The sequence below is a fragment of the Pseudidiomarina salilacus genome, from assembly GCF_047323925.1.
GTDB classification, from domain to species: domain Bacteria; phylum Pseudomonadota; class Gammaproteobacteria; order Enterobacterales; family Alteromonadaceae; genus Pseudidiomarina; species Pseudidiomarina salilacus.
Genome location: NZ_CP178751.1, coordinates 212,774 through 228,397, shown reverse-complemented (window position 1 = coordinate 228,397; position 15,624 = coordinate 212,774). Strand labels below are relative to the sequence as shown.

At 49.7% G+C, this 15,624-nt stretch carries 16 protein-coding genes; 4 read left to right on the top strand and 12 right to left on the bottom strand.

Going from position 1 to position 15,624, the window contains the following annotated elements; all coding sequences use genetic code 11:
- The first annotated feature begins 128 nt into the window (after positions 1–128).
- Positions 129–2,243 (top strand): protein-disulfide reductase DsbD family protein, encoded by a 2,115-nt coding sequence (locus tag ACJ8W9_RS01065; RefSeq protein WP_411358087.1) that lies wholly within the window; start codon positions 129–131, stop codon positions 2,241–2,243.
- A 3-nt stretch (positions 2,244–2,246) separates the two neighbouring features.
- A complete protein-coding gene (locus tag ACJ8W9_RS01060; protein ID WP_411358086.1) occupies positions 2,247–2,993 on the top strand; it encodes a DsbA family protein in 747 nt (248 codons plus the stop codon).
- Between the two features lie 19 nt (positions 2,994–3,012).
- Here ACJ8W9_RS01060 and ACJ8W9_RS01055 read toward each other — a convergent pair whose 3' ends face one another.
- From ACJ8W9_RS01055 to ACJ8W9_RS01025, 7 genes are read right to left on the bottom strand one after another with little or no spacing between them, the layout of a single operon-like run.
- On the bottom strand, positions 3,013–4,374 hold the full coding sequence (locus ACJ8W9_RS01055; RefSeq protein WP_411358085.1) for a histidine kinase dimerization/phospho-acceptor domain-containing protein: 1,362 nt from the start codon (positions 4,372–4,374) through the stop codon (positions 3,013–3,015).
- Positions 4,362–5,027 (bottom strand): response regulator, encoded by a 666-nt coding sequence (locus tag ACJ8W9_RS01050; RefSeq protein ID WP_411358084.1) that lies wholly within the window; start codon positions 5,025–5,027, stop codon positions 4,362–4,364. The genes ACJ8W9_RS01055 and ACJ8W9_RS01050 overlap by 13 nt, the downstream gene beginning before the upstream one ends.
- Positions 5,028–5,687, bottom strand: a complete 660-nt coding sequence (locus ACJ8W9_RS01045) for a tetratricopeptide repeat protein (RefSeq protein ID WP_411358083.1) — start codon at positions 5,685–5,687, stop codon at positions 5,028–5,030. It lies immediately after the preceding gene.
- A complete protein-coding gene (locus ACJ8W9_RS01040) occupies positions 5,684–6,481 on the bottom strand; it encodes an SDR family oxidoreductase (protein WP_411358082.1) in 798 nt (265 codons plus the stop codon). Before ACJ8W9_RS01040 ends, ACJ8W9_RS01045 begins: the two co-directional genes overlap by 4 nt.
- The gene (locus ACJ8W9_RS01035) at positions 6,478–7,155 is read right to left on the bottom strand and encodes a TenA family transcriptional regulator (RefSeq protein ID WP_411358081.1); all 678 of its coding nucleotides are present in this window, start codon (positions 7,153–7,155) and stop codon (positions 6,478–6,480) included. Before ACJ8W9_RS01035 ends, ACJ8W9_RS01040 begins: the two co-directional genes overlap by 4 nt.
- Positions 7,130–8,596, bottom strand: a complete 1,467-nt coding sequence (locus ACJ8W9_RS01030; protein WP_411358080.1) for an AMP-binding protein — start codon at positions 8,594–8,596, stop codon at positions 7,130–7,132. The genes ACJ8W9_RS01035 and ACJ8W9_RS01030 overlap by 26 nt, the downstream gene beginning before the upstream one ends.
- Positions 8,590–9,162 carry a thermostable hemolysin gene (locus ACJ8W9_RS01025; protein ID WP_411358079.1) on the bottom strand — a complete coding sequence of 191 codons (573 nt, stop codon included), beginning with the start codon at positions 9,160–9,162 and terminating at the stop codon, positions 8,590–8,592. Before ACJ8W9_RS01025 ends, ACJ8W9_RS01030 begins: the two co-directional genes overlap by 7 nt.
- 195 nt (positions 9,163–9,357) lie before the next feature.
- On the opposite strand from ACJ8W9_RS01025, the gene ACJ8W9_RS01020 reads away from it, so the two are divergent.
- A complete protein-coding gene (locus tag ACJ8W9_RS01020) occupies positions 9,358–11,547 on the top strand; it encodes a putative bifunctional diguanylate cyclase/phosphodiesterase (protein ID WP_411358078.1) in 2,190 nt (729 codons plus the stop codon).
- Here the strand turns inward: ACJ8W9_RS01020 and ACJ8W9_RS01015 are convergent.
- The 5 genes from ACJ8W9_RS01015 to ACJ8W9_RS00995 all read right to left on the bottom strand — a co-directional run bounded on the left by ACJ8W9_RS01015 (position 11,544) and on the right by ACJ8W9_RS00995 (position 14,598).
- Positions 11,544–11,912: a DUF6768 family protein gene (locus ACJ8W9_RS01015; RefSeq protein WP_411358077.1), complete on the bottom strand. Its 369-nt coding sequence runs from the start codon at positions 11,910–11,912 to the stop codon at positions 11,544–11,546. The genes ACJ8W9_RS01020 and ACJ8W9_RS01015 overlap by 4 nt on opposite strands.
- Before the next feature lie 3 nt (positions 11,913–11,915).
- Entirely contained in the window at positions 11,916–12,452 is a 537-nt protein-coding gene (locus ACJ8W9_RS01010) for an RNA polymerase sigma factor (RefSeq protein ID WP_411358076.1), read from the bottom strand.
- 86 nt (positions 12,453–12,538) lie between these two features.
- The gene (locus tag ACJ8W9_RS01005; RefSeq protein WP_411358075.1) at positions 12,539–13,429 is read right to left on the bottom strand and encodes a pepsin/retropepsin-like aspartic protease family protein; all 891 of its coding nucleotides are present in this window, start codon (positions 13,427–13,429) and stop codon (positions 12,539–12,541) included.
- 19 nt (positions 13,430–13,448) lie between these two features.
- The gene (locus tag ACJ8W9_RS01000) at positions 13,449–14,342 is read right to left on the bottom strand and encodes an aspartyl protease family protein (protein WP_411358074.1); all 894 of its coding nucleotides are present in this window, start codon (positions 14,340–14,342) and stop codon (positions 13,449–13,451) included.
- 100 nt (positions 14,343–14,442) lie between these two features.
- Complete coding sequence (locus tag ACJ8W9_RS00995) at positions 14,443–14,598, bottom strand: hypothetical protein (RefSeq protein ID WP_411358073.1); 156 nt, start codon at positions 14,596–14,598, stop codon at positions 14,443–14,445.
- Positions 14,599–14,715: 117 nt separating this feature from the next.
- Between ACJ8W9_RS00995 and ACJ8W9_RS00990 the strand changes: the two genes are divergently transcribed.
- Complete coding sequence (locus tag ACJ8W9_RS00990; RefSeq protein ID WP_411358072.1) at positions 14,716–15,612, top strand: LysR family transcriptional regulator; 897 nt, start codon at positions 14,716–14,718, stop codon at positions 15,610–15,612.
- Positions 15,613–15,624 lie beyond the last annotated feature (12 nt).

The window sequence follows — 15,624 nt, the reverse complement described above, 5'->3', positions numbered from 1 at the left end:
GCCAAGCGCAAGTTTTAGACCACCACTTCGGCCACCCAAACAACGATTCCATCTGGTTCATTGCTGCTTCCTTGAATGAGTTGATTTGCGCTAGCAAACCATCACTACTCATTTAAGGAGATTAAATTATGCATTTTTTAAACCGCTATGGCGTTGCGGTGCTGGGCCTATTGCTCATGCTGTTCAGCTACGGTGTAGCCGCGCAAACCAGCTCTACCGGTTGGTTGCAGATGCCTGAGCACCCGCCGGTGCAAGTACGTCTTAGCCTGACGGGTGAGCAACAAGACGAGCAAATTCAGGCGTTACTTGAAGTACAGCTCGACGACGATTGGAAAACCTACTGGCGCAGTCCCGGCGCTGGAGGTATTCCACCCACTTTGTCATGGCAAGAACAAAGCCACGGCATCAACGAGGTAAGCTGGCAATGGCCTTTTCCACAGCAGTTTGAGGTCAGCGGCCTAACCACCATCGGCTACGCAGAAGCAGTTCACTTTCCATTGACACTTGAAGTCAACCAGCCACAAGGTGTGCTTGCTGGTGTCTTAACTATGTCGTCGTGCACCAATGTCTGTGTCCTTACGGATTTCCCCATACGCTTAGCCTACGACACCAACCAGTTGCACCCTGATGCATCAACGATTGCCAAGTACGAGAGCGCGCTGGATAAAGTGCCAACAATGCAAAGTGAAAGCGACGACACCCGTGCGACTTGGTCCGCCACATCAGCTCAGCTCGCTGTTGAAATCACCCGCGATAGTGACTGGCTAACGCCCACACTCTACCTGCACAGTGAACAACCTGAGCTCGAAGATGTGGAGTTTAAACTCGATGAATTACGCCTCGATGGCGCCAAGCTGATTGCGGTTTACGCTGTGTCGCACTGGTTAGAATTACCCGATTTAACCGCAACTGACTGGGTTGTTTCTGTACGTGATGAAAACTTACTGCAAGCCTACGCGGTAACCGCGCGCGCTGGTTCCATCGCAAGCCAAGCCGCAACACAAGTTGCTAGCCCATCGTTGTTGTGGATCCTTGCGCTGGCATTAGTAGGTGGCTTGATCCTCAATATTATGCCCTGTGTGTTACCAGTGCTGGGTTTGAAATTGCAAAGCGTGATGAGTAGTGGCGGTGTTTCACAACAACGTATTCGCCGACAATTTCTTGCCACTGCTTTCGGCGTGATTGCATCGTTTTGGTTGCTCGCGCTAGGTCTGATTGCATTACGTGCTAGCGGCGCCAGCATCGGTTGGGGGATTCAATTTCAAAACCCCTACTTCATTTTGTTAATGGTGATTGTTACTTGGCTATTTGCTTTGAGCTTGTTCGACGCTGTGACCGTACGTTTACCACAACGCCTGCAAAATTGGAGCGCAACAACAGGCAGTGACCATTCGTACCTAGGCCATTTTGCGCAAGGAGCACTGGCGACCTTACTTGCCACTCCTTGTACAGCTCCATTTTTGGGAACCGCGGTTGCCTTTGCACTGGCTGCAAGTGTTCCGACCATTCTGGTGATCTTTACCGCCCTTGGGGTGGGCATGGCGTTACCCTGGTTACTGGTGGCATTGTGGCCGAAAACAGTACAACTATTGCCAAAACCGGGTGCGTGGTTGGCTTGGGTAAAACCCATTATGGGTCTATTACTGCTGGCCACTACTGTTTGGCTACTAACGTTACTGTTCAACTTCGTCAGCTTTTCCGCCATTAGCTTGTTGGTCATCGTTTTGCTGGTGCTTTCACTGCTTATGATAGGTCGACGCTATGGCAAACGTGGGGTCCTCATCACCCTCGGCGGCAGCTTTCTGGCCGGTGCGGCAACAATTGCAGTATTGCTTCTAACACTCAATAAATGGGCACCACAACTGCTACCAGACCACCACTGGCAAGAGTTGAACCGGACTGCAATTGACACAGCACTAGCAGCCGACCAAGTAGTTTTTGTTGATGTCACAGCCGATTGGTGCGTCACCTGCAAGGCCAATAAGCTTGGTGTGCTGTTGCAGGATCCGGTTTATTCGTCGCTTGCCGCAGGTGATATTGTGCGCCTGCGTGGTGATTGGACCATGACCAACGAACAAATAACTGCATACCTTCGCAGTAATAACACCTATGGCGTGCCATTTAACAAAGTTTATGGCCCTGCCGCACCGCAGGGTATTGCCTTGCCAACTATTTTAACCAGCCAAGCTGTGCTAAGTGCCCTAGCGCAGGCGCGTGGTGAACACATTCAATTAGAGGATTAAAACATGACATTTACCAAAGTTTCTTATCTAACAGCTGCTTTAGCTTTAGGCATTGCGAGTCTTTTCGCGCAACCTGTGGTTGCGCAGCAGCTCACGGCTGAGCAAGAACAAAATTTAGCTAACATTGAAAAGCTACTTCGGCGCAACCCAGACATTATTCCTAGCGTGGCGCAGAGCCTCGAACAGTTTGTCGAGCAACAGTCTGCGCAACGAAAAGCTTTTAATAACTATCATGACTGGCTCTATAAAAATCCGTCTCACCCAACGTTGGGCGCCGCTGATGCAGCACATCAAATAGTGGTCTTTACCGATTACAATTGTCCTTATTGCAAAAAGCTCGAGCCGGGTCTCGAGGCGTTAGTCAAAAAGCATCCGGATGTGCAAGTCATTAATGTGTACGTCCCGCTGCGGCAACAACAAGTACAGGGGCTAGCAACCAACTCATCGCATTTTGCGCTCGATATTTGGCGCAGCCAACGCTCTGCATTTACTCGGGCGCACGCTTTGATGATGAGAAAATCGGGCATGCATAATGCACAATCTCTGCGTCAGATCGCTGCGGCCACGGATACCGAGCAATTACTGCAACCAGACCCAGCGAGTGCTCGGGTGATCGACAGTAATATGAAAGCCTTTCAGGCGCTTGGTTTGCGCGGCACACCTTCGATTCTGATCGGCCAACAGATCATTCCTGGCTACGTTGCAGAAGCGCAGCTATTGCAAGCAGTAGAGCAGACCTTCGGCTTGTGAGATTCAGCAGAAGAGCGCTCTAAAACGAGCGCTCTTCTGTTTTAGGCAATGTAATGGCAACAGTAAACTGGTTTTGCACTACTTGATAGGTAACAGCAGCTTTCAGTTGTAGCGCGAGACTTGCGACGATACTTGCTCCCAAACCTGAACCTTTGATATTCAGATGTTGGCCGCGATAGAAGCGTTCACCCACTCGTTGTACGTCAACTGCAGCAGAGTCCTTGATTTGATTAACGATGAATAATTGCTGCTGATGCGCACTAAAATCGATGACGATGACAGTGTCGGCTGGTGCGTATTTGATGGCGTTATCAATCAAATTGCTGAGCAAAACGTGCCAATAGTCTGCAGCGCCACTGAGGATAATTTGCTTCGGTAATTCAACGACAAAGCGCAGGCCCCGTTGCTCTGCACGTGGCACTTGCGTTGCGATGATGTCGCGAACAATGCTAGCCAGATTCAATTGTTGCGATGTAGTTGGCGGCAGCTCCGCTCGCGATAGGGTGAGCAAACTCTCGACTAAGTCAATCAGCCGGTCGGTGCTTTCGATCGTGTGCTCGACCTGCTTAGCATCGCGCGCCGTGATGCTTCCTTGTAAATTCTGTAAACTCGTTTTTAATGCCGCCAAAGGTGTGCGCAGTTCGTGCGCTGCGTCAGCTGAAAATCGCTTCTCGCGCTGTGAGGTCTTTGCAATTCGCTCGACATATTGATTCAGCGCCCGCTTCACGATCGCTATTTCTTCGTCGTCTTGCTCAAGGGGAAAGGTTCGGTAGTCATCGGATTTGCGTCGCCGAAGTTGCTCCGCTAAACGATTAAAGCTGGAAAAACTGCGATTAATCACGAGCCAGCCCGACCACAGAATAAAGGGCAATAAAAACAAAATGGGGATCAATGTATCGACGACTAAGTCCGTGCGCAACTCGGAACGAAAGCTATCTTCTTGCATCAATAATAAACGATAGGAGCCGTTGGCAGGCGTCATGCCAAAGCTATGCCACACACCGGTTGGGGTCTGTACCACCTGAAAACCTTCGGCATAGGGCAATTCAGCGCTTGTGGGCGCCCCCATGGTGACGAGTGCGTAAGCGCTGCTGAGGCTTTCCATGCGATAAGCAACACGCTCTTCATACTCATGGGCACCAAGCGCTGCAACGATCACATCCTCTTGCTCATGAAGAGCATGACCGCGCATCAGTGTTGCTAAGGTTTTCGCTTGCTGGACCATTTCTGCATCAAATAGCTCATCAACTTCTTCGCTCACTTCTAGGTAAATCCATAGCGACGAAATACCCGAACTCAGCAAATAAACCAGCGAAACAAGCAACAAGACGCGACGTCGAATCGAACGCAGTCGTTGCTGCCACTGCTTTAACCAGCGCATTTGAGTCGATACCCTACGCCGCGAATGGTTTCAATCCACTCTTTGTGACCCAGCTTTTTGCGCAAATGCGAAATGTGGACTTCGAGCGCGTTACTCTCAATGTCTTGGTCGCCTTGAAATACTGCCAACTCAAGTTTATCGCGGCTATGCACATGGTCGGGCGCCAGCATAAGTGCCTTTAGCAATTCAAATTCTCGCCGTGACAAGTTGATTTCTTCTGTCGCGACTTTGACTGAGCGAGTATTTAAGTTGAGGCTGACTGAGCCGGCTTTGAGTTCGGCTGAAACGTAGCCTCGTTGACGTCGCACCAGCGCCCGCAGGCGCGCGGCGAGCTCGTTGAGATCAAACGGCTTGGTCATGTAATCATCTGCACCGTTGTCCAAGTGATGGACAATATCATTGGCTTGATCACGCGCCGTCAAGATTAAAATGGGTAAGGTCAGCCCTTTTTTGCGCGTTGCCGCTAGGACTCGCGAACCATCAAGATCAGGCAAGCCTAAATCAAGTACCATTGCCTCGAACTCATGGCGATTCAGTTCCGCAATTGCCGCCGCTCCAGTGCGCACCCAACTGACCGTGAAGCCACGGTCAGTGAGTCCTATTTCTGCAGCTTGGCCGAGCAAGTTGTCATCTTCGACGAGCAACACGTGCATTTATCTTACCTTTTTTGCAATCCGCGCGAGTAAGGCTTCAACTTCACGTCGACGTTCAGCGTCGGCGCGGGGGCGATGTGGCCGCGGCGCTGCAGCAAGCGCATGTTCTGCGACCGTTTTAGCTTTGGCGTAATGGCCCTGCTCATACAGATAGTCGGCATAAAAGTAATTAGGGTCAATACCATCAGGATTAATTTCCAAGGCTTTTTGCAGCAGCTCTTGCGCTTTGTCTTCGTCGCCAAAACCAAATGGCCAACCTGGGACTTTGTAATAGAGCGTGCCCAAGCTACCGTACGCAGAGCCTTGCAGTGCTGTTGGATCAAGCGTTAGCGCGTGCTCCAATGACTTTTTCGCAGCTTTAGCAAGCCCCAAGGCGCCCAAGCCTCCTTTAGCGCCAGCATAGGTACTGCGAACAATGCCTAGCCAAATGAACGCTTCCGCATTATTAGGTTCAGCTTCGGTCCAAGCGAGCGCTTGCTGCTCTAGTTCTGCAAAGGCATCCTCTTGGGCATCCTCAGACAGCGTATAATTCACCTCCGCCCAGCGCTGTTGAACTGTCTCTAGCATTGCTGTTGATGCAGCAGCCTCCTGCGCCAGTATTGGCTGTGAGATGAGTACTGAACTGGTCAACATAGCGACGAGTAACCATTGGTTTTTCATGTGCGTTTCTCCTGCATTAATTCAAATAACAAGCGTTGTGGCTTGCGCATACTGGCGGCAACCCACTGCGGGAATGCGCCGTTGATTTTGACAAAAAGCTTTTCTGGCCAACCGAGCGTTTGCTCCGGACGTTGCTGTTCTATCTGTTTGAGCAGCTGTTCAGCAACTGCTGCGGGTTTATCCGCGGTACTTCCCAAACGCTCGTTCATCGCCGCCATCAAACCCTGATTCATGTCGGTAGCTATCGCTCTTGGCGCTGCATAGAGAACCTTGACGCCAGTCCCCGCAAGTTCCCGAGCCAACGCTTGGGTAAAGCCATGCAAGCCAAACTTACTGGCACAATAGAGCGTCTGCCCCGGATAACCGATGGCACCAAACACCGAACCGATATTCAGCACCCAACCCTGCTGTTTTTGCAGTTGCGGTAGGAGGGCATGAGTCAATTTGACCGGCGCAATTAAGTTGGTGTTCAGTAACTGCTCGATAGTCGCCGCATCCCGACTCGCAAACGTCCCTGTCGAACTTTGTCCGGCGTTGTTAATCAAGCCCGTCACACGCAGGTTTTGTGCGCTTAGATAATCGCTCAATTGCTGCACCGCATCGCCGGCATTAAGATCAAGCACGAACCAGGGTTGTCCATAGGTTTTACCTAAGGTCTGCAAGGTAGCGCGTTGCCGCGCGATCATAATGACCCGCGCACCGCGGGCGCTGAGCTGGCGCACGAGTTCGCGGCCAAGCCCACCGCTAGCACCAGTGAGCAGAATAGTCTGTTGTTGCCAATCGATGCTGCTCATGAGGCTAATTCCAACGGTTCTGCGGCTAGCTCTGGTAACGCGCGGAACATATCGCCGTAGAGCCGATACACATGTTTCGCGGTTTGGATGATGGCGCGTTGCGCAGCCGGGTCAGTCACCTTATCCATTAAATCTTCAAAGAATTTGACATGCTCAATATCTAAATCACCATGCGAAAGCAGATAGCTAAAGGCGCTATTGGGTAGGCCCAAACTTACTTTGATTTGCCCTGCGGCGCGTGTCGCCAACTTTACACTGGTACCCTCGAGTACATGGGCCATACCGAAAAAAGCCGCTGGATGCACACTGTCAATCGCTTGATAGACCAATGACACCATCGCCTCGGTCGCAGTGTGGGGTTGCCCTTCAGCAACTTGCTTTGGTTCTGCACCGGTAGCTTTAATGTCGTTCAGAATCCAGCGTTCATGCCCATATTCCTCGTTGATATATTCGATAATGGCTTTGCGCAGCCATTCATCTTGCTGCTGCATCCGGCTGCCTGCGCGCATCAGTAATGGCACCGTATGTTTCACATGATGATAAGCCTGCGTTAAAAACGCTTGATAGAGTGGGATGCTAATGCTGCCGTCCAATGCTTGTTGAATCACTGGCGCCGCTAGCAAATAGCGTTGTTCCGTTTGGGTTTGTTCACACAGTTGTTGAAAGAATCCCATGGTCAGGCTCCTTGGTATTGAAAAGTTGCGAATAAGTAGCAGCGATTGCGGCGCGACGAAGACGTCCAGTGCCAGTCAATAAGTAGTTCGCCACGGTAAAAGGGGTATCTAACAGGTGCCATGCGCGAATGTTCGCATAGGCAGGCAAGCGTTGATTAACGCGCTGAATGATGTCGCTAATAACCTGCTCACACTCAGCTGCATCAAGCGCTGGCGAGGCAAAAATGAGCGCAGTGAGCGCAATGTCTTCGGCACCTACGACCGCACATTGTGCGATTGCCGAGTATTGTGTCAGTTCAGTTTCGAGCCACTCCGGATCAACGTTGCGGCCGTACGCGGTGACGATGGTATGCTTTTTACGACCACGCAAACACAACTCACCGGTGGGTGCCCACGCCCCATAATCGCCCGTTGCGAAACGGTGCTGATACCAACTGGTGGGATCATTCAGATAACCGAGCATGACATTGCCGCTGACGATGATCTCGTTATCCACTAGCTCGACTGTGGCATGCGGGAGCGGTTTTCCGACCGTTCCAGCAACCGGCTGCTGTGGATCGTTGAAGCTCACCACCGAGCCAAATTCCGATAGCCCGTAACCCTGAACCAAAGGCAAACCAGCGGCGTGCGCTCGGTGTTCAAGCCCTGCGGATAAATAAGCACCACCAACAGCGAGCAATTTAAATTGCTCGGTATCGAGAGCCCCTTGCTCAACACCGCGAATAATGGCTTGCGCTAACGCCGGAGTCAGAATCAAGCTTTGTGGTTGCAGCACTTTTAAGGCGCTGAAAAAACGTGGCACGTCTAAACTGCTAGCACCCTGCAATCCCAGTTCATTCACTGCAGCTAGGCGAACCTCATGACCTAACCACAAACTCAGGTAAACGCCGGCAATATTCTCCAGCAACACCGCGAGTGGAAGTAAGACTAAGTGCCGCGTTACGGTGACGCTGCCTAAGCGTTGACTTAAAGCCATCACGGTTCGCAGCAGATGCTCAGCGCCCAAGCACACGCCCTTCGGACTGCCGGTACTGCCCGATGTATAGGTGATTTTACAGGTGCCACGAGGGAGTTCTGGCGCTTGACTCACAGTTCTGGAGCGATAGCTGATAGCGCCCCCGCTAGTTTGTCGTTCCAGCACTTGTGTCACCCCAGCGTCCGTCAGCACTGCTTCGCATTGTTGCGGTGTGAAAAAACTCGGTAGTGGCACCACAACTTTGTTGGCATGCAACAATGCCAAGTCATGCAGTATCCACTCGACACTGTTGTCGAGTGCCAGCGCAAAGCGTTGATGGGCACTTTGTTGATATTGCAAACTCAACGCACTCACACGGGAAATTAATTGCGCATAGGTCAACACTTGCTCGGCGTCGCGCAACGCGATCTGTTGTGGTTGCTGGAGCGCGTGGTCACGCAATCGCTGAAACAACAGCTTTAGCATGCGACGGCCTCCGTGGTTGCAGTAAAACGGCCGAAGCCCTGCGCCAGCCAACCACACACCACTTTCGGATGATGTCGATAATAATCCCCCCAAATGCCCTGCAGGTCATTTGGTAAGGCACTTTCATGCGCGTCAGCAAGCGTCGTCAGCGTCACTCCGGAACGCGCTAGAGTGCGCTGTAAATACCGAGTTGCCGTAAACACCACAAGGGTTTTATTGAGTTGACTCGCGATTTCGACTACCGCGGCGAACAAAGGGTGCAAATCATCACCATTGCGCGCCGCCATCGAACCAATTTCCACCACATTACGACGCTCGGGAAAGCGCATGCCATTGAGGTGGAGCTGCTCCAATGGACGACTCAGATAATACTCGGAGAACAGTTGCCGCTCATCAGCAAACTGCAATCCGCAGGCAGCGATTAATTCGTCGTCTTGATACACCGCCAATAAGTGCTCTGGCAGTGTGAGCAAACAAGCATGAAAGCTGGTCCAGTAACGATCGCAGATAAATTTTTCGACAGTTTGCCGTTGCTGGTGTTGTTTGGTGACGAGTTGATACAACATGACTTTCTCCGATAGAACCTAAGTGCGCTGTGCTGATGACTGCACTTTAGGCTGCATTACTTAAGAAAGTCTTAAACTAGGCTTCAGAAATACGTTCAGGAGTTCATCACAAAGTTCCCGACCAATTTTCTTGCCATTATCCGAGAGAACATATACTTTACGAACTGTACACAAAACATACAACTTGGCGGGAAGATGGGTGTTGTTCAATTTTATACAGCCAGCCTCATCGCCGGACTGCTCTATGCAGCCTCGGCTGCTTCCACACATGCCAATGAAACCCCATCATCTGCTGGAAAAACCATCAAATTTAGTGGATCACAATACTATCCGCCGTTGGAATGGATAGATGAAAATGGTTCCGCGCACGGGTTTATCTCTGATCTCGAGCGGGAGATGGCAAACGTAACGGACCATCAAGCTGATATCCAACTGATGCAATGGAACGCTGCGTTGCAAACGGTGTTAACCGGTGACGCAGATGCTGTACCGTTAATTGCTTCTGAACAGCGCAGTGCACAATTTGATTTTACCCAGCCATTTTTTTATGTCGCACATGGCATCTTTGCGCGCAATGATGGTCCGCAGTTTACCTCGCTTGATCAGCTTGCGAACCGACGCGTAGCAGTGGCACGAGGTGCTTACGCCGAAGATCAGTTTGTGGCTACCGATTACAACGTGGAACTGGTTTTTGCCCGTGATGAACTCAACTGCCTTGAAGTCGTCACCCAACGCTTGGCCGACGCTTGCGTCGAGGTCGCGACGACGTCTAGAGCTTTAATTGAGCGTTATGATTTGCCATTGCAACTTACCAGTCCCCCCTTTTGGCCACAGCCTTACGCCTTCGGTGTGCGTAAAGGCAACACTGAGCTTTTAGATTTGCTCAATAGTCAATTGGCGCATCTGGTGGTCACCGGAAAATATCAGCAACTCAGTGAACGCTGGGCCAGTGAACTTGAATGGCAACAACCCTCTCTTCTAGAGCAGGTTAAAGATTTGGCGTGGTTGATTAGCGCACTGCTGGTTGCGACTTTGGCGGTAGCGAGCTGGGGCTGGTTATTACGCCGTGAGGTGCAAGCTAAAACCGCAGAGCTCAGTGATGAACTAAAAATCAGTAAGAATCTGCAGCAGCAAGTCGCATACGCGGCAACGCACGATGACCTTACGGGTCTGCTCAATCGCAAAGCTTTTTTTGACATCATCAATAATCAGCTGCCGCTGGATGCACAGCAACGCCTGACGATTGTGGTCGTCAAAATAGCCAATATCGATTCTATTATCACCACCTTTGGTTACACCTCTGCCGTGAACACCGTTAAGCATTTCGCACAACGTCTGCAACGCGTGCAAAGTGCAACTCATGCCCACTTCGGCAGTGGCCTTTTTGGTGTTATCACCAGCGAACCTTTGTCGATAGCGCTACTGGTGGAGCAGTTGGCGACCAGCCAAGATATTAGCTGGAATGATATCGAGCCAAGCCCGGTCTATGGCGTCGCCAGCTTAACCAAAAGCGACTCAGAACAGATTGATGCCGCAGAACTCGTACGTCATGCCCTGACCGCTCTTGCACACGCTCGCAAACGCCGTATTCCGTTCTTTGAGTACACCCAACGGATAGAACCAAACGCTGAACGACTGCAACTCCTCGATGAGTTTCACAAAGTCGGCTGTAAGCAGTTTGTATTGCACTATCAACAACAATTGTCACTCAATAGCGATGGTCGTCATCACATCGAGGCGCTTATCCGTTGGCAACATCCAAGCCTCGGACTCATTAGCCCGAATCGCTTTATCCCTATGTTGGAAAAGTCCGGGGGGATCCGTAAAGTCACGCGCTGGGTCATCTTGGAAGCAGTTAAAAAGCTCGTTTGGTTCCAACGCCTGGGCATCGAAGTGGTGATCAGCGTCAATATTACCAGCCATGATCTGGTCGACGATTTCTTCGTTCCATTCGTCCGTGACGACATTCCAGAGTCGTTGCGTGATCATCTGATTTTCGAAGTGACTGAACGTGAGCTATTTGATAATCCCGACAAAGCGCGCAGTGCCATGCTCGAACTCTCGTCAATGGGCATACGCTGCTCGGTGGATGACTTTGGAACGGGTTACTCGACCTTGTCTTACCTGCATGATTTAGCCGTCGATGAAGTCAAACTCGACCGTTTATTCGTCTCACAAATCTGTCACAACGAGCGCAGCTTCAAGATTGTAAAATCAACTATCGAATTGGCGCACGAGCTCGGCTTAACCGTCGTTGCTGAAGGCGTTGAAGACGACGCCACCATGACCAAGCTAGCCGAACTCAACTGTGATCGGATCCAAGGCTTCCTTATTGCCAAGCCAGTACCTGAGGAAACCTTGGATATAGTGGTCACCCGCAATTAACGCTGCGCTTGTTGTCGTTGCGCTAATCGTAACTCAAGTTTGCGGATTTCACGCGCGGTGTGATTGCGTCCTGTCTCCATAAAAATCCATATTTTCGTTGCGACTTGGGCTTGAAACGCCAGTATCAGTAAGACGCCCCAAAACACTTGATGCTCCGCTGTAACCGTCAGAAATTGATAGCCGGTATAGAAAATACACACCGTCAGCACCACCGCCATTAAGTAGGCTATTTTCATAATCCAATTAAAGCGAGAATTGAATCCCTCACTCAAATAATCCTTGAGTCCGGTATCTTCATGCATGAGTCGCTTTAATTCAGCGGCATCTTGCTGTAGTAACTGCTCAAACTCTTTGTCGTCTTTCATTGTTTAGCCCTCCAAAGAAGCCAAATAGATTGCTTTAAGCTGTTGGCGTGCACGAAACAGTCTCGACTTTACCGTCCCTGCTGGCACTTCTAAAACTAAAGCAATCGCTGCTATTTCTAATTCGTGTAGATAATGTAATTCGATGATCATTCGCTCATCGACAGCCAGTTGATGTAAGTGCGCGAGTATGCCTGGCGCTGGCGTGATTTCAGCCATGCTTTGTTCATCTTGTAGAGCGCGCAAGTCAGTCGGATCTATGGTCATTGTTCGCTGTTGTTGCCGATAATAATCTTCAATTTGCCAACGCAATAATCGATACAACCAAGATTCAAAAATATTCACATCGTTGAGGCGTTTTACGTTGCACTGAATCTTGAGCCACACATTGTGGAGTAAATCATCCACTGCACTTGGCTGCGCAACTCGACGCAAGGCAAAATGGCGTAAACGTGGATGATAATGCTGATAAAGGCGACCGAACGCAGCGCTATCGCCTTCTTGAAAGGCCAACACATTGAGTTCGAGATAAGCTTTTTGCATAGCGCCTCCACCGTGAGTTCACAATAAAGACGCTACAGGTAAGCGGGAGGTTCGCGCAACTGATTAAATTTACGCGAAAGGCAAAATTAAGGAGCCCAGATGTGGCCGCGACCGTTTTTGTAATCGAGCGTGAGGATAAAATGCTTGAGTACGTCGTAGCCGAGAATACCACTGATACGAATACCTTTATTAAGGGAGCCTATTTCTGAATAGCGACCGCCGAAATCAACGCCGCCATCTTCGCTTGGCACCGTGACTATCACATCGGCGAGACCATAGGGTCCGATACCGAGATTTGGCAAGCGGAAATGATCAACTGCAGAGGTTTCGTTCACCCCGGTGATCGTGCCTTCAACCACTTCGTATTGCTCTAACCAGCCATTCGAGGTGGCAATGATACGATCGATGAACAAGCCAGTGGTGCTGCCAGTATCGAGCAGCATCCAGCGTTCCATTTCATCATTTAGATTGACGCGTACTACCGGCACGCCTGAACCGCGCTGCGAGCGCATTTCTAAGTTTTGCACGTCACGCAGGCTAAAGGTGCCGTGTGCGGCAAAGCGCATACGACTATTCGGATAATCAAACTGCAAGACAAATTGATTCAGTACCGGCGCACCCAGTAAAATGCCACCCTCTGGCGACCCCAAATCGATACCGACCATTTCCATACTTAGGTCCATACCAATTAAATTCGTTGGAATTTCACGGTAGACTTTACGTTCTTTAATGCCATTAACACCTTGGATATCGAGTTTACGATTGGCTTTGAACTCCAAATCGTGAGCTTCCATAAACGCCAAATTAATAGCATTTACCTGCGAGCCAGAATCAAAAATTGCATAGGTATCGATACCAGCAACGGTGACAGGAATGCGGATATGACCATTCGACTGTTCGAAATCGATCCAATCGGTGGCTTGAGCATAGGAAACTTGAGAAAAAACCAAGAAAATCAGTGAGAAAATATAGCGCATTAGTTACTCTTCTTTGTGTTTAGGGTGCTACGTAAACGTGACCGAGGCCGTTGTTGTAATCGAGGGTCAGAATGAAATGCTTAAGCACATCGTGCCCCAGAATACCGCTAATCTTTACGCCTCGGGTGCGCGAATTCACATTGCTGTAACGATCGCCAAAATCCATCGCTTCGCCTTCAGCCGGCACTACCACACGAATATTCTCAAGCGTGTAAGGTCCAAAACCCAAGGTCGGCAGCTGAAAATATTCGACATTTGCGACTTCGTTAACACCGCGCGACAAGCCCATTTCCGAAGGATACTTTTTCAGCCAATCATGCGAGGTTGCAACAATCCGTTCCATATAGATACCACCTGAATTGCCCGTATCCAGCAACAACCAACGCTCTATTTCATCATTCAAATTTACTTTCACAAGGGGCTGACCTGAACCTTTTTGCGCGCGCATTTCAAGGTTGCCAACCTCGCGAAGGTTGAAGGTGCCGGGTGCAGCGATGCGCATTTTGCCCTCAGGATAATTAAACTGCAGTACGAACTGGTTGAGAACAGGTGCACCCAACAAAACACCATTGCTATGATGACCAAGGTCAATGCCAACCATTTCCATGTTTAAATCAAGCCCCACTAGAGTGGTCGGAATTTCACGGTAGATCTTACGTTCTTTAACACCGTGCGCACCTTTGATATTGATACGCTGGTGGCTGTCGTATTCTAAGCCGTGCTCTTCCATAAACGCCAGATTGATAGCATTCACTTGCGAGCCAGAATCAATGATCGCAAAGGTATCAATGCCTGCAACCGTTACCGGAATACGGATATGACCGTTGGTATTTTCAAAAGGAAACCACTTAGTTGCTTGCGCAAAAGCAGCATTCGAGAAAATAAAACAAGCGATTAAGATGAAGTAGCGCATTTATTGTCCATTTTGTTTTAATTATGTTGCGCTACGACCTTATCTCAATATTTCGAAGAAAACTAGTGAAAAGCCGGAGAAATTCCCCGGCTTTACATTATTAACAACAGCAACATTTGAGTTTTTGCGTCAACTCGTCGTAACCATGTGGTTTGATGAGCGGCTGCCGCTGCGCAACTTTATAGTTGCCTTGATGTACCATATTACCTTGTGCGACTTGCGCTAGTGCTTGCCAGAATTTTTTTGATAGTTTCATGTCATTCTCCAAAGTGAATTATCTGTGTTTCAGCATGGACAAGTATATTGTTTCCATTCGAAATGATTAGATGCTATTTTTGAATAACATTGTTTCTCTTAGGCAACAAAAGAATTTATGCTAAGTCGTATCAGTGATATGGCGATATTCGCCGCGATTATCGAACACGGTAGTTTTACCCGCGCTGCTGAGCAACTAGAAATATCCAAAAGTGCTGTCAGTAAGGCGATCGCACGCCTCGAGCAAGACCTAAAGACGAAGCTATTAACGCGCACTACGCGTAAATTGAATCCTACCGTTGCCGGCTTAAATTTTTATCAACATTGTCGCGATATTGTCCGCGAAACCGAACAAGCCTTTGAACATATTCATGCGATGCGCAGTAATCCAAGTGGTCGCATAACTTTATCTGCACCTGTTAATTTTGGTGCGACCCAAGTAGCACCACTAATGCCAGAGTTCTTGCAACGCTTTCCCGAAGTTGATGTCGACTTGCAGCTTAGCAACCGAATTACCGACCTCATTGCCGAGAACGTGGATATTGCCATTCGTTGTGGTGAGCTTAAGGACTCACGGTTATATTTCCGTAAACTTAAACCCTTAAATATCGTCTTGGTCGGCTCAAAAGGCTATTTTGCCAAGCATCCCAAACCGCAACATCCGCTTGAGCTAAGCCATAAAGAGGCAAAGCATCAATGCATCACCGATAGCGCGCGCATCACTGATCGCCAGTGGCGTTTTTATCAGCAAGGTGAGCTCTTTCAAGTGACCGTAAACGGGCGCTTTTATGTTTCGGACAACCGCGCCATGCGCGCTGCGCTGCGAGCAAATCTCGGTTTGGCCTATATGCCGAGCTATTCACTAAATGAACTACTGGCCAGTGGTGAGATTGAAACTGTTCTTGAAGGTTTCATGCCACAACCGGTGCCGGTGCAGTTGGTGTACCCCGAGCGTAAATATATGTCAGCTGCGGTGTCTGCCGCGTTAGATTTTTTACAGGAAAAACTGGCTTAAAACTCACACCGA

Excerpts from the sequence above, each read along its gene's own strand:
- ACJ8W9_RS01005 (WP_411358075.1), bottom strand. The coding sequence starts at position 13,429 with ATGCGCTATATTTTCTCACTGATTTTCTTGGTTTTTTCTCAAGTTTCC.
- ACJ8W9_RS01030 (WP_411358080.1), bottom strand. The coding sequence starts at position 8,596 with ATGCTAAAGCTGTTGTTTCAGCGATTGCGTGACCACGCGCTCCAGCAA.
- ACJ8W9_RS01025 (WP_411358079.1), bottom strand. The coding sequence starts at position 9,162 with ATGTTGTATCAACTCGTCACCAAACAACACCAGCAACGGCAAACTGTC.
- ACJ8W9_RS00990 (WP_411358072.1), top strand. The coding sequence starts at position 14,716 with ATGCTAAGTCGTATCAGTGATATGGCGATATTCGCCGCGATTATCGAA.
- ACJ8W9_RS01055 (WP_411358085.1), bottom strand. The coding sequence starts at position 4,374 with ATGCGCTGGTTAAAGCAGTGGCAGCAACGACTGCGTTCGATTCGACGT.
- ACJ8W9_RS01000 (WP_411358074.1), bottom strand. The coding sequence starts at position 14,342 with ATGCGCTACTTCATCTTAATCGCTTGTTTTATTTTCTCGAATGCTGCT.
- ACJ8W9_RS01010 (WP_411358076.1), bottom strand. The coding sequence starts at position 12,452 with ATGCAAAAAGCTTATCTCGAACTCAATGTGTTGGCCTTTCAAGAAGGC.
- ACJ8W9_RS01065 (WP_411358087.1), top strand. The coding sequence starts at position 129 with ATGCATTTTTTAAACCGCTATGGCGTTGCGGTGCTGGGCCTATTGCTC.
- ACJ8W9_RS01045 (WP_411358083.1), bottom strand. The coding sequence starts at position 5,687 with ATGAAAAACCAATGGTTACTCGTCGCTATGTTGACCAGTTCAGTACTC.
- ACJ8W9_RS01015 (WP_411358077.1), bottom strand. The coding sequence starts at position 11,912 with ATGAAAGACGACAAAGAGTTTGAGCAGTTACTACAGCAAGATGCCGCT.
- ACJ8W9_RS01020 (WP_411358078.1), top strand. The coding sequence starts at position 9,358 with ATGGGTGTTGTTCAATTTTATACAGCCAGCCTCATCGCCGGACTGCTC.
- ACJ8W9_RS01060 (WP_411358086.1), top strand. The coding sequence starts at position 2,247 with ATGACATTTACCAAAGTTTCTTATCTAACAGCTGCTTTAGCTTTAGGC.
- ACJ8W9_RS00995 (WP_411358073.1), bottom strand. The coding sequence starts at position 14,598 with ATGAAACTATCAAAAAAATTCTGGCAAGCACTAGCGCAAGTCGCACAA.
- ACJ8W9_RS01050 (WP_411358084.1), bottom strand. The coding sequence starts at position 5,027 with ATGCACGTGTTGCTCGTCGAAGATGACAACTTGCTCGGCCAAGCTGCA.
- ACJ8W9_RS01035 (WP_411358081.1), bottom strand. The coding sequence starts at position 7,155 with ATGGGATTCTTTCAACAACTGTGTGAACAAACCCAAACGGAACAACGC.
- ACJ8W9_RS01040 (WP_411358082.1), bottom strand. The coding sequence starts at position 6,481 with ATGAGCAGCATCGATTGGCAACAACAGACTATTCTGCTCACTGGTGCT.